Here is a 13,048-nt window from a genome sequence, read left to right on the forward strand (position 1 = left end):
TTAAATTTGAGCAACCCTCGTTAGCAAAACCCCCATAAAATGTACGGCCGTTTACTTTTTGTATTTTTTCTTTTTATAGGTTCTTCGGAAATGAGCGCTCAAGATAAATTAGTTGATATTTCAGAACTCTCTACGGAATTTGACTATGAAATCCGCTATGCCACCGAAAATAATTTTATTGGAGAAGTGCTTTATGATTGCGCCAAATGCCTGTTGGTTAAAGAGGTTGCCGAAGCTTTAGTTAAGGCCAACCGATATTTTTGTGAAAAAGGGTACAAAATCAAAATCCACGACTGCTACCGGCCGTTGGACGTTCAAAAAAAAATGTGGGAAAAAGTGCCCAGGGCCACCTATGTTGCCAATCCGTACGATGGCGCATCAGTGCACAATCGCGGTGCAGCCGTTGACATCACTTTGGTTACCTTAGAAGGATGTTACGTGGAAATGGGCAGCGATTATGATTATTTTGGCCGCGAAGCGCATATTGACAATTATAATTTTTCTGAAGAAATCCTTGCCAACCGCAAACTCCTTATCGATGGCATGCGCAAACACGGTTTTAATACCATTAGGACCGAATGGTGGCACTTTAGCTATAAAAAAAACTGGCAGTATCCTGTTTTAAACGAGCCGTTACCCTGTGCTAAATAGGTTCATCTGGACTGGAAAGTAAATCCCTTGGGTCTTTTCTTACCCGTAACGGAATATCTTCCTCGTTACCATACAACTTAAGTTCGGTAATATCTGCAGGTAAGTTAAAGCCGTGCGCCTCCAAGGTTTGTTTAACCTCTTTGATTACCTGTCCGCGCAGTACCCGTGAGGCTTTTCGGTAATCTATGGTATGCACCCAAAAAAGTACTTTTAGGTTTACGGTACTGGCAGCGAGTTCGGACTCGATCACAAAGTTATCATGTGTATCGTTGTGCACGATTTCTTCATTGCTGTCCAGTATTTTTTGAATGAGGTTTTTCGCTTCTTCAATATCGTCTTCGTAACCTATCCCAACAATAAAATCGACCCTGAAAAAACCATCGGCTGTATAGTTTTCAACTGGTTTGGTGAGCACATCGCTATTGGGAATGTAAATGTCACGACCGTCGGTGGTCTTAACATGGGTGTACCGGAAATTGAGGGCTTTTACTTTTCCAAAGTGGGTATCGACCATAATAGTATCGTCGATATGAAACGGCCTATTAAACGCCAGGATAATGCCTGCCAAAAAATTTTTTCCTATATCCTGAAACGCAAAACCCAAAATTATGGCAGCCCCGCCTGCGGCAGTTAAAATACCGGTAGCAATACCGCTCAAACCGGCCACATCCAGCGCGATCATGATGGCAATAAGGCTTAACACGATTTTTAAAGCCTGTGCCAGAAAACGTGCCATTAATGGGTCTTGGGCTTTTTTTAAAATTCGCTTCCTGAAAAAATTAGTGATAAGCTGCGCAATCAATATCCCGGCTACCACAATAAAAATCCCCAACGCAATGCGTGGCAATATTTTAAGAAATTCATCGTAGTAATTTTCCACGGCGACCGAAATTTTTTCAGCGGCGGTTAGCTCTTGTATCAATAGCATATGGTTTATTTTTTAACTGGGTTTCCGTGGATGTCCAACTCGATTACCGGTTTACCCAATTTTTTAACTTCCTCAAACTGTGTGGCTTTATCGCCCACCACCACATAGGTCATCTCTCCTTCTTTTATATATTTGTTGATGATGGTTTTAAAATCTTCCAAATCCATGTTCATTAATAAATTTTGTTCTTTATTGATGAAATCATCAGGTTTTCCATAGGTGTCTATTTGGCTCAAAAGCCCTAACTTAGCGTTCAACGATTCATATGCCCGGGTATTTTCTTTTATTACCTTATTCTGGGTAAGTGCAACATCCTCTTTTGTAAAACCGGGACCATAGTCTTTTACCATATTTTCGATGATTTTCAAGGACGGCAAAGTTGCATTGGCCCGCACACTGGTACTGATGGTAAAAGGTGCCGTTGCCTCCCGCGATGGAATATACGAATAGGCACCATACGTATATCCTTTTTCTATTCTTAGCGTTTGAAATAACCGCCCACTGGAGCCACCTCCTAAAATTTCATTGGCAAAATTCAACTTGGTGTAATCCTCATTTTTTGCCGAAAGTGCTGGTAAACCAATATAAATGACCGATTGCTTGGAGTTTGGCACATCGATAAAATACAGATTTCCAGCAGAAGCCTTGTTTATGATTTCTTCGGAAGGAATGGAGACTTTCTCGCCTGTCCATTTTTCCGAAAGGGAGGAAAGCGCATCTATCACGCGTGCTTTTTCTATGTTTCCAACAACTTTAAATGTAGCGCCATTTGGTGAAAGGTTTTTGTAGAAGTCTTTTACATCGGGCAACGAAATATTTGCAACGGTTGCTAATGTGCCTTCAGGTGAAACGCCATAGCTGTTTTCTTCACCATAAATCAATTTATTGAAATTGAGCGATGCAATGGCACGCGGATTGGCTTCATTTCCTTTTAAGGAAGTTATCAATTCCTGTTTTAAGCGGTTAAACTCTTGTTCGTCCCAACGCGGTTGCAATAACATTTCCGCCACCAGTTGAATGGTTGCTTCAAAATTACGCGACAGGCAGTTACCAGAAACATTGATCTCTTCCAACCCGCCACGGATTGAAATACGGGAACCCAACAAACCAATGGCCTCTTCAAGCTCGGCAGCTGTTTTGGTTTTGGTGCCTTCGTTCATTAAATCGGCAGTCAGCACAGCCAAACCAGCTTTGTTTTCAGGATCCAACCTATGGCCTCCAGGAAATGTTAACGTGAAATTCACCAAAGGCAATTCATTGTTTTCAATGCCCAGGACCTTCAACCCATTTTCCATCTTGGCCTGCCAAACCTCTGGCATCACAAACAGAGGAGTTTCACCAAAGGGAGGTTCGGATCGGTCGTATTTTGATGGGGTTTTTTCATATTCGGCCTCTTCACCTTGCCCTACTTCTTCACTGGCATCCATGGCCGTTACCTTTTCTTCCCAAACACTGGCTTCTTTTGCGCCGGTTACCGCCAATTCTGGTGAGTTTTTAGGGACCACGCTCGTCATGACAAAGTTTTTGTCCTTAATGTATTTGTTATACACACGCATGACATCGTCACGCCCAATTTGTTGAAATAATTTAGTGCGTTTTGTAATATAGCCCGGATCACCGCCAAACTCATTGTCCTGAACCAACTGAAACGCTTTGTTGAGCACCGTTGCCACGCCATAGTACAGTTGGGTCTCCAATTCGGCTTTGATGCGTTGTAATTCTTTATCGGAAAAACCATGGGTTTCAAAATCCTGCAACCCTTTGTCAACAGCTTTTTTCACTTCATCTAAATCCACGCCTTCATTGGCCCGGACCCGAATGACAAATTCGCCCGCCAATTCTGAACTGTTGTTATACGAACTTACATTAGGCGCCAATTTCTTTTCTTCTACAACCGATTTGTACAAAGGCGATTTACGGCTTCCGCTCAATAGCTGACCTAAAACCTCTAAAGCATATTCATCTTTGTTATATCCCTCAACAGTTGGATAGACCATCCGCAATTCTGGTAATTTGGCGAAGTTATCCTTAAAATACAGCGATTTTGTTTTATTGAGCGAAACCGGCATAGGCGGCAATGGTTCTACTTTTGGGCCGCTGGGGATTTCACCAAACCACTTTTTTACCAGTTTTTTGGTTTCCGGAATGTCAATATCCCCGGCAATCACCAGCGACGCATTGGCAGCACCGTAATACTTATTATAAAATTCTTTTACATCTTCAAGGGTTGCAGCTTGCAAATCGGGCAAAGACCCGATGACCGTCCAACTGTACGGATGGCCTTCTGGATACAGGTTCTTGCGGATTATTTCATCGGTATAACCATAGGGTGCATTATCTACCCGTTGGCGTTTTTCGTTTTTTACTACCTGTTTTTCACGCTCCAAAGCTGCTTTTGTCACAGTGTTGATCATGTACCCAAATCGGTCGCTGTCGATCCACAATATTTTTTCAAAGGCATCTTTGGGTACCACTTCGTAATATATAGTGCCATCGCTCCAGGTGCCTCCGTTTCGGCTGCCGCCCCATTCGGGTATCATTTTTCGGTTGGCACCAACAGGTACGTTTTCAGAATCATTGAAAGACATATGTTCAAAAAAGTGGGCAAAACCGGTTTTTCCAGGTTTTTCACGGCTGGAACCCACATGCATAACTGTAGCCACGGCAACAATGGGCTCGCTTTTGTCCACGTGCAAGATAACTTCTAGGCCATTGTCTAACGTAAATTTTTCGTAATCGATGGAAAACTCAGTTGCCGGTTTATCTTGTGCCAAGACCGTATTAAAAAAGAAAAGAATGCAAATAAAGAAAGTTGATGATGGAAATTTCATAATGGTAAGGTTGGTTATTTTAACGACAACTTGTTTGGTTAGACACTTCTTAAAAATGAGTACTAAAAATACGAAAACATACGGTGAAACTGGTATCTTTGCACAAAATTTTTGACTATGGACATTTCAACCAAATCCTTTAAGGTAATCAGTATTTTGGAAGCTATTTCATTCCTCGTTCTTTTGGGCATCGCCATGCCGTTGAAATATATTTGGGACATGCCGCAAATGGTACAAGTAGTGGGAATGGCACACGGCGTGCTATTTATTTTGTACGTGATCGGGGCTTATTTTATGAAAGAAAAGCTAAACTGGTCTTGGGGCACCTTGGGCATCGTGATGCTGTGTTCGGTGCTTCCTTTTGGCCCTTTTTACGCAGAGCGGAAGTATTTGTAACTTATTTAACATTTATTAATCACTGATCTTTAAGTTAGTTAATAGCCACATGCCGCTATTCAAAACTTTAAAAAAATAATCTCAACCAATTAAAAAGCATCAATGAACCAAGAAACATTGAAATATTACTTGTGCTGGCTTCAGGAATACTTTGTGGACCAAGGAATGAACCCAGATTGGGCCATATTTCTCAACACTATTATCAACTGTGTGGCACTTGGCCTGGTTGTTTTTTTGGTCGATGTTTTTGTAAGGAAGTTCATTGTCCAGCTTTTTAAGGCCTTTAGCGACAAAACCAAAACCACATATGACGATTTCTTGGTAAAAAGTAATTTCCCGCGTTTTGTGGCTCACTTTTTCCCTGTGATTATCATTGCGGCTACCCTGCCCATTATTTTTGTGGAATACCCTTTATTTGGTTCATTTTTGCTTCGGTTGGTCGATGTGTATATTATTGTGCTGTGTGTTTTGGTCTTTAGGAGCGTGCTGAAAACCACAAGAGGTTATCTGGAACACAAACCGCGTTTTCACGACAAGCCGTTGCAAAGCTACCAACAGGTGATGATGATTTTTGGCTGGGGCGTGGGCATCTTCCTTATTATCAACATCTTGACCGGTTATTCCATTTTCAGTTTAACCACATTGGGAGCGGCATCTGCCATATTGTTGCTTATTTTCAAGGACACCATTTTGGGTTTTGTGGCGAGCATTCAGGTTTCAGTGAACGATATTGTGCGTATTGGTGATTGGATCACCTTTAGTAAATACGGTGCCGATGGAACCGTGACCGAAATAAGCTTGGCCACAGTGACCGTGCAGAACTTTGACAATACGTTCACTACCATCCCCACGTATAGCTTGATTTCAGATTCGTTTCAAAATTGGCGTGGCATGCAGGAATCTGGCGGTAGACGTATTAAACGGGCGTTGTTCATCGAGCAAGCCTCGGTAAAATTGGTAACCGATGAGGAACTGGAACAACTTAAAAAAATCCAGCTCATAAAGCCTTACATTGAGCACCGCCAACGCGATGTGGAAAAATACAACCAACGCACCGAAGCCGATAAAACCGTCCTGTTGAACGGCCGTAACCAAACCAACCTGGGTATTTTCAGAAAATATGTAGATGCTTATTTGCATGAAAATCCTGCCATTAACAAAGAACTTTTTTTAATGGTGCGCCATTTGGCCCCAACCGATCGGGGTATCCCGATTGAAGTATATTGTTTTAGCTCAGACAAACGCTGGGAAAATTACGAGCACATACAGGCCGATATTTTTGACCATATCATAGCCGCCGTTCCGTATTTTGGACTGGAGCTACATGAAATCCCTTCAGGAAATGACATTACTGGCCTATTGAAGCATAAGCCTTCTATCGTTAATTAGAAGGATTCAATCGGTCTTTTACAAATTCTATTTTGCTTTTCCCGTGGGGTGTTGGGGTTCCGTTTTCATCCAAGCTTACCATAATGATGGTATCGATGGTAATGATCACTTCCCGCGTCATTTTATTACGAACTTCGCAGGCAAGCGTTAATGATGATCTTCCAAATTTTACGGCTTCCAGCCCTATTTCTATGATATCGCCCTTTTTGGCCGAGCTTAGAAAGTTGATCTCACTCATATATTTGGTTACGGTCTTGGGATTTTCCAATTGAATAATGGCATATAGCGCCGCTTCTTCATCGATCCATTCCAGTAACCGGCCTCCAAACAAGGTGCCATTGGGGTTTAAATCTTCAGGTTTTATCCATTTTCGGGTGTGAAAGTTCATTAATATCTGGTTTTAGGGTTATCCATCTTCGGAATGTGCAAATCGGTACCAAACCGCTCGTTGGCTTTTTCAATAAAGTAAGCCGAAAGCAAAGGCGAAGCTCTTTCAACATTTTGGTGCACAAAGAAATAAATATTTTGCAAACCTTGATCGATCCATTGTTCCAACCTATCGATCCAATCGTCCAAGCGGGTATAATCGGTTTCGTGATTGGCACCGTTAAAGCGAATAAAAGCACTGTTAGTAGTCATGCGCATATGCAGTAAGTCGCGTCTTCCGGCAGAATCGACGATAATATTGGTCACATCATTTTCTTCAAGAATAGCGTACAGTTCTTCTGAAACCGCTTCATCATTAAACCAATCGGTATGCCGAAACTCCACGGCAATCCGCATATCATCAGGGATTGCTTTAAAAAAAGGCGCTAACCGATCCATATTGCTGGGTTTAAAATTGTTGTGCATTTGCACAAAAGGCATTTCCAGCTTTTCTTTCAAGTTGGAAGCGTTCAGCAGGTAATCGTTTAAATAGGCTTCAAAATCATTCAATCGTTTCCAATGGCTCACCCCTTGAAAAAATTTCGGAAAAAAGCGGAAATCGGGTGATGTTTTATCATACCATCCGGCAAAAACATCGGCCGGAAAAATTCGGTAAAACGTGGCATTCAGCTCAATACTGTTAAATTGAGTAGCATAATATTTCAGTTCATCTTTAGTTCCACGCGGGTAAAAACCTTTTAAATCGGCACGGTTCCATTTGGCACAGCCTACATATAAATTAGGCGTGGAAACGGGTTTGTATGTTGAAAGTTTTTTCTTGGTTCCCGGATGGTCTTCGGGAAGGGTAAAATCTATTTTTGAAGGGTCGTCAACTTTTCCAAATTTCATAATGGATTTCCTTTTTGAAGTAAAGATACGGGTTTTGTTGCATTTTTTATTCTGAAAAAATTTTCGATATATTGTAACGATTTACATAAAAAAGTAACTTATTTTTACAATAAACCTTAACACAAACAATATGAAAACCGTAAAAACAATTCTCATTGCGTTATTGCTTATAGCTGTAACACCGCTAACAGCACAAACAGCAGACGAAATTATCGACAATTATTTTGAAAACACCGGCGGAAAAGATGCTTGGCAAGAACTGGAAGGCATTAAAATTTCTGGTTCGATAAGCGCACAGGGAATGGAAATACCCGTTGAAGTAATACAGACCAAAGATGGCGAACAATTGGTGACCATCAACTTTCAAGGGCAAGAAATAAAACAAATGGCTTTTGACGGCGAAACGCTCTGGACCACCAATATGATGACCATGCAAGCCGAGAAGAGCGATGCCGAGTCGAACGAGAACATGAAAAAGCAGGCCAAAAAAGGCTTCCCTTCACCTTTTCTTAACTATAAAGATAAAGGGTATACGGTAGAGCTTATGGGAAAAGAAACCATTGAAGGCACCGAAACCTACAAACTGAAATTAACCCAAGACCCCATTATGGTCGATGGTAAAGAAGTGCCAAATGTTTCTTACTATTATTTTGAAACCGAAAATTTCGTTCCCATCGCCACTGAAAACGAAGTACAGCAAGGGCCTATGAAAGGACAAACCATGCAAAACTCCATGAGCGACTATCAGGAAGTGGATGGACTGTATTTTCCTTTCGATATGGGCATTTCGGGCCAAAGCTTAAAAGTGAAGGAAATCACCCTGAACCCAGAAACAAATGAAGGGATGTTCGCTTTTCCGCAGTAAAACATACTGTTATTTTAAAATCCCTGTTCGAGCAGGGATTTTTTCATGCTAAACCAATCAATTATTTAAAAAACCAACCTCATGAGAAAACTACTTCTAATCATAGTAATGGCAGTGTGCTTGCCTTGTACTGTTTCGGCACAAGAAATCGCCTTGAAAGGCAAAGAACTGTTTGGCGATATGAAAGCCCGGCACATTGGTCCGGCTTTGATGAGCGGTCGCATAAACGATATCGAGATGCACCCAACCAACACCCGCATTATGTATATTGGTGCTGCTGGCGGCGGGGTTTGGAAATCGAACGATGGAGGTGCCACCTTTAGCCCTATTTTCGACGAGCACGCCCAGTCCATCGGAGTGGTTACCTTAGACCCCAAAGATCCAGACCAGACCATTTGGGTTGGCACCGGCGAAACGTGGACACGTAATTCGGTATCGATTGGTGATGGGTTGTTTAAATCTACCGATGGTGGCAACAACTGGAAGGAAATCCCAGGTTTTGAGAACAGCGAGCGCATCGCTTCCGTAGTCATAAACCCAAACAACACCGATGAAGTGTACGTAGGTGTTTTGGGCGCATTGTGGAGCGATAGTGAAGACCGTGGTGTTTACAAAACAACCGATGGCGGAAAAACTTGGAACAAAATTCTCTACGTAGGCCCTGCTACCGGTGCGGCCGATGTGATTATGGACCCCATAAACCCGAACGTGCTGTACGCGTCTATGTGGCAGTTTAGGCGAACGGGCTGGAGTTTTACCTCTGGGGGCGAAAACAGTGCGCTCTACAAATCTACCGACAACGGAAAAACGTGGAACAAAATCCACAACGGTTTTCCTGAAGGCGATTTGGGAAGAATCGCCATCGCCGTTGCCCCAAGCGACCACAACATACTGTATGCAGTATTGGAAACTGAAGAAAAAGACAAAAACGGTCTTTGGAAATCTACCGATGCCGGAAAAAGCTGGGAACACCTCAATAATGATTTCGGTTTGACCGTCCGTCCTTTCTATTTTTCACGTATTACTGTTGATCCCAAAAACCCTGATATTGTTGTAAAAGGCGGGCTTACCGGTTCTATAAGCCGAGATGGTGGAAAGACCTTTAAAAATTTAGGGCCTATGCACGCCGATATTCATGATGTTACTTTTCACATCAACGACAGCGATATCATTTATTCGGCAACCGATGGTGGGCTGTACCGGTCTTGGAACGGCGGTTCGGTATTTGAAATTGTTGAAGATTTACCGCTTTCGCAGTTTTATCACATCAGTACCGACGATGCCGACCCTTATAATGTATATGGCGGTTTGCAGGACAATGGCAGTTGGTACGGTCCATCCTCTTCCCCAGGAGGCGTGAATGCCCGCGATTGGAACAGCGTAGGTTATGGTGATGGATTTAGGGTATTGAAGCATCCTACCAAAAATATCATCTATTCTGAAATGCAAGGAGCCCAAAACGTTTGGCGGTACGATGTGGACCGGAACCGAACCCGTACCGTACAGCCGTTGCCCAAAAAAGGCGATGCGGAACTCCGTTTTAACTGGAACGCCCCAATGGCAGTAAGTGTTCACGCGCCAGACCGCTTTTATATGGGAAGCCAGTTTGTCCACAAAAGCGAAGATATGGGCGAAACGTGGGAAATCATCTCGCCCGATTTAACCACAAACGATCCCAAAAAGCAAAACCAAGCTAAATCGGGTGGACTTTCGGTTGACAACAGCGGTGCCGAAAACCATACCACTATTTTTACCATTGCCGAATCACCTTTGGACGAAAACATTATTTGGGCAGGAACCGACGACGGAAATGTGCAAGTAACCACCAATGGCGGAAAAACATGGCACAATGTCACTGAAAACTTAACCGGAATCCCAAAAAACACTTGGGTCTATCACATTGAAGCCAGCGTACACGGAAAAGGAACAGCTTATGCTGTGTTTGAAGGCCATACCACAGGCGATATGAAACCTTACGCATTAAAAACTACCGATTACGGAAAAACGTGGAAGTCGATTGTTTCCGAAGATATTCAAGACAATGCTTTTGTACGGAACATTCAAGAAGATTATGAGAATGAAGACCTGTTGTTTCTCGGCACCGAACTTGGGTTGTATGTAACCATCGACGGAGGAAAAAACTGGTCGCAGTTTACCAATAACATGCCGCCGGCAGCAGTTCATTTTATCGATATGCAAAAACAGACCAACGACGTCGTTATGGGAACCCACGGTCGTGGTGTTATTATTATAGACGATATCAGTCCATTGCGGCAACTGACTCCCGCAGTTTTAGAAAAAGATGTTCATTTTTTTGAAACGGAACCGTTTACCATGACAGAAGACAGTGGATTCAGTGGTAGTTTTGGCACCGAGACCCAATTTGTAGGGCAAAACAAACCCACTTCGGCAAGGATTGTTTATTATCTGAAAAAACGCCATACCTTCGGGAAAATGGAAATGGAAGTACAGGATATGGAAGGAAACAAAATCGCGTCCCTAACACCGGGCAAATCAAAGGGCATTAACATTGTAAACTGGAACTTCACAAGTGCTACCCCAAAAATGGCCGCGGGAAAAACCCTTTCCTTCTCAGGCTTTACCGCTCCCCGAGTTCCTGCAGGAAGCTATAAAATAGTTTTGACCAAAGGTAAAAACACCTACGAAAATACCATAACGCTTAAATACGATGAAAAATCATTGACAACCTTGGCCGAACGGAAAGAGCAAGAACAGCTTACCAAAGAAATGTTCAATATGGTAGAAGACTTAGCCTATATGGTGTACGAATTGGGCCAATGGCAAGCCAAAGCCCAAGCAGTGATCGAGAACCATCCAAAAGGCAAAAAACAAGCTCAAAACCTATATGATGCCTTGGAAACCCTTCGGAAAGACTTGGTGGTGACCACGGGCGACAACTATGTAGCCTCGGCCGAACCCGAACTGCGGGAACGCATGGGCGATCTGTATGCCGATATTGCGGGCTCATTTTCTAAAGTAACTGCAGCGCAAAAACAGAATATGACGTTGATTTCCGAAGAATTTACTGAAGCCAAAGCACGCTACAAAAAAATCAAAGACAAAGAAGGCAGAAAGTTTATGAAGTTTTTGGAAAAGAACGATATTGAAAAAACTTCCATTAAAACAAAAGAAGCATTTCTTTCTGAAGATTGATTGAAATATTATCTGTCTGTTCGAGCGCAGTCGAGAACTATAATTTCTGACTGTCAATAAGGTTTCGACTGCGCTCAACCTGACAAATTATTTATTAATATAAACGGTCTTTCTATTAACAAACTCCCTAATTCCGTGTTCGCTCAATTCGCGGCCATAGCCACTTTTTTTAACGCCTCCAAAAGGCAAGCGCGGATCGCTTTTCACCAATTCGTTGATAAAAACGGCACCTTCATTAAATTTAAAGGCCATTTTTTCTGCAGTTTCAATGTCTTCGGAAAAAATGGAAACGCCCAATCCAAATTTTGAATCGTTGGAAAGCTCGATAGCTTCGTCCACCGTTTTAAAGGTAGTAACGGACAAAGCCGGACCAAAGGTTTCTTCGTTGAACATGGGCATTTTTGGGGTAACACCGCTTACCACTGTGGGTTCAAAGTAGGCGTTTTGGCGCTTCCCTCCTATTTCGAGCTTGGCACCGGCATCCAATGAATCAGTAACCTGTTTTTCCAAATCTTGAGCCAGATCTTCCCGGGCCAATGTACCAATGTAGGTTTCTTCGTCCATCGGGTCGCCGCTTTTCAGCTCCCGAACCTTTACAATGAGTTTTTTTATGAATTTTTCAGCAATGGAGGCATCGACCAACAAGCGCTTTCCGGCTATACAACTTTGTCCGGTATTCTGAAAACGGGCTTGCACGCAAATGTCGATTGTTTTATCCATATTGCAGTCTTTTAAAACCACTAAGGCATTGTTACCGCCCAATTCCAACACCGACTTTTTAATGTTTTTTCCGGCCGTGGAGGCAACAGCAGCACCAGCCGGACCGCTACCTGTCAAGGTTACGGCCTTCACAATCGGGTTTTTTATTATTTCTTCAACAGCATCGCTTCCCACTTTCAAGGTAGTAAAGCAATGATCGGGAAAACCTGCACGTTTAAATATCTTTTCTATGTTCAAGGCACTTCCAAACACATTGGACGCGTGTTTTAACACCCCAATATTCCCAGCCATCAATGCCGGAGCAGCAAACCGGAACACTTGCCAGTAGGGATAGTTCCAAGGCATAACGGCCAAAACCACGCCCAAAGGTTCGAAACTGACATAGCTTTTGTGGGCATCGGTTTTTATTAGTTCATCTTTTAAATGATTTTCTGCGTGTTCGGCGTAATACTTGCACACCCAAGCACATTTTTCAATTTCGGCGATGGCCTGCTTAATGGGCTTTCCCATTTCCAAAGTCATTGTTTCGGCATATTCTTTAGTATTTTTCTTCAACTCAGCAGCAGCGTTCAACATCAGTTTTTTGCGTTCAGGGAAAGCAGTTTCCCGCCACGAATAAAACCGTTTGTCCGCTTGCTTCAAAATATCTTGTATTTCGGTTTTGGTGTGGGTTTTGTAGGATTTTATTTCAGCACCATTATATGGGTTTATAGAAGTTTTTGTTGCCATCTTTTTCTTTTAAATGTACCGAAAAGACCATAAACAAAGGGACGGATTAAGATGATTTTAACGGCACATCGTTGTTGAAAAGCCGTTTAT

At 42.6% G+C, this 13,048-nt stretch carries 10 protein-coding genes; 5 read left to right on the forward strand and 5 right to left on the reverse strand.

The window, feature by feature from the left end:
• The first annotated feature begins 39 nt into the window (after window positions 1-39).
• Window positions 40-651, forward strand: a complete 612-nt coding sequence (locus tag DDV96_RS05090; protein WP_116693678.1) for a M15 family metallopeptidase — start codon at window positions 40-42, stop codon at window positions 649-651.
• Here DDV96_RS05090 and DDV96_RS05095 read toward each other — a convergent pair.
• Both DDV96_RS05095 and DDV96_RS05100 read right to left on the reverse strand, forming a co-directional pair.
• On the reverse strand, window positions 644-1,579 hold the full coding sequence (locus tag DDV96_RS05095; protein ID WP_116693679.1) for a mechanosensitive ion channel family protein: 936 nt from the start codon (window positions 1,577-1,579) through the stop codon (window positions 644-646). The two genes, DDV96_RS05090 and DDV96_RS05095, sit on opposite strands and share 8 nt — an antisense overlap.
• Before the next feature lie 5 nt (window positions 1,580-1,584).
• Entirely contained in the window at window positions 1,585-4,410 is a 2,826-nt protein-coding gene (locus tag DDV96_RS05100; protein ID WP_116693680.1) for a M16 family metallopeptidase, read from the reverse strand.
• A gap of 117 nt (window positions 4,411-4,527) precedes the next feature.
• Here DDV96_RS05100 and DDV96_RS05105 point away from each other — a divergent pair, with 117 nt between their 5' ends.
• Both DDV96_RS05105 and DDV96_RS05110 read left to right on the forward strand, forming a co-directional pair.
• Complete coding sequence (locus DDV96_RS05105) at window positions 4,528-4,806, forward strand: DUF3817 domain-containing protein (RefSeq protein ID WP_116693681.1); 279 nt, start codon at window positions 4,528-4,530, stop codon at window positions 4,804-4,806.
• Between the two features lie 102 nt (window positions 4,807-4,908).
• Complete coding sequence (locus DDV96_RS05110; RefSeq protein ID WP_116693682.1) at window positions 4,909-6,195, forward strand: mechanosensitive ion channel family protein; 1,287 nt, start codon at window positions 4,909-4,911, stop codon at window positions 6,193-6,195.
• Here the strand turns inward: DDV96_RS05110 and DDV96_RS05115 are convergent.
• Both DDV96_RS05115 and DDV96_RS05120 read right to left on the reverse strand, forming a co-directional pair.
• Complete coding sequence (locus tag DDV96_RS05115; protein ID WP_116693683.1) at window positions 6,188-6,583, reverse strand: acyl-CoA thioesterase; 396 nt, start codon at window positions 6,581-6,583, stop codon at window positions 6,188-6,190. The genes DDV96_RS05110 and DDV96_RS05115 overlap by 8 nt on opposite strands.
• Window positions 6,583-7,470 (reverse strand): DUF72 domain-containing protein, encoded by an 888-nt coding sequence (locus DDV96_RS05120; RefSeq protein ID WP_116693684.1) that lies wholly within the window; start codon window positions 7,468-7,470, stop codon window positions 6,583-6,585. Before DDV96_RS05120 ends, DDV96_RS05115 begins: the two co-directional genes overlap by 1 nt.
• 130 nt (window positions 7,471-7,600) lie before the next feature.
• Here DDV96_RS05120 and DDV96_RS05125 point away from each other — a divergent pair, with 130 nt between their 5' ends.
• Both DDV96_RS05125 and DDV96_RS05130 read left to right on the forward strand, forming a co-directional pair.
• Window positions 7,601-8,335, forward strand: a complete 735-nt coding sequence (locus DDV96_RS05125) for an outer membrane lipoprotein-sorting protein (RefSeq protein ID WP_116693685.1) — start codon at window positions 7,601-7,603, stop codon at window positions 8,333-8,335.
• An 81-nt stretch (window positions 8,336-8,416) separates the two neighbouring features.
• On the forward strand, window positions 8,417-11,509 hold the full coding sequence (locus DDV96_RS05130) for a WD40/YVTN/BNR-like repeat-containing protein (RefSeq protein WP_116693686.1): 3,093 nt from the start codon (window positions 8,417-8,419) through the stop codon (window positions 11,507-11,509).
• Window positions 11,510-11,596: 87 nt separating this feature from the next.
• Here DDV96_RS05130 and DDV96_RS05135 read toward each other — a convergent pair whose 3' ends face one another.
• Window positions 11,597-12,958 (reverse strand): NAD-dependent succinate-semialdehyde dehydrogenase, encoded by a 1,362-nt coding sequence (locus DDV96_RS05135; RefSeq protein ID WP_116693687.1) that lies wholly within the window; start codon window positions 12,956-12,958, stop codon window positions 11,597-11,599.
• Window positions 12,959-13,048 lie beyond the last annotated feature (90 nt).

The organism is Marixanthomonas spongiae (genome assembly GCF_003095375.1).
In the GTDB taxonomy this organism is placed as follows: domain Bacteria; phylum Bacteroidota; class Bacteroidia; order Flavobacteriales; family Flavobacteriaceae; genus Marixanthomonas; species Marixanthomonas spongiae.

Coding starts and splice junctions, on each gene's coding strand:
- DDV96_RS05090 (WP_116693678.1), top strand. CDS start 40: ATGTACGGCCGTTTACTTTTTGTATTTTTTCTTTTTATAGGTTCTTCG.
- DDV96_RS05095 (WP_116693679.1), bottom strand. CDS start 1,579: ATGCTATTGATACAAGAGCTAACCGCCGCTGAAAAAATTTCGGTCGCC.
- DDV96_RS05100 (WP_116693680.1), bottom strand. CDS start 4,410: ATGAAATTTCCATCATCAACTTTCTTTATTTGCATTCTTTTCTTTTTT.
- DDV96_RS05105 (WP_116693681.1), top strand. CDS start 4,528: ATGGACATTTCAACCAAATCCTTTAAGGTAATCAGTATTTTGGAAGCT.
- DDV96_RS05110 (WP_116693682.1), top strand. CDS start 4,909: ATGAACCAAGAAACATTGAAATATTACTTGTGCTGGCTTCAGGAATAC.
- DDV96_RS05115 (WP_116693683.1), bottom strand. CDS start 6,583: ATGAACTTTCACACCCGAAAATGGATAAAACCTGAAGATTTAAACCCC.
- DDV96_RS05120 (WP_116693684.1), bottom strand. CDS start 7,470: ATGAAATTTGGAAAAGTTGACGACCCTTCAAAAATAGATTTTACCCTT.
- DDV96_RS05125 (WP_116693685.1), top strand. CDS start 7,601: ATGAAAACCGTAAAAACAATTCTCATTGCGTTATTGCTTATAGCTGTA.
- DDV96_RS05130 (WP_116693686.1), top strand. CDS start 8,417: ATGAGAAAACTACTTCTAATCATAGTAATGGCAGTGTGCTTGCCTTGT.
- DDV96_RS05135 (WP_116693687.1), bottom strand. CDS start 12,958: ATGGCAACAAAAACTTCTATAAACCCATATAATGGTGCTGAAATAAAA.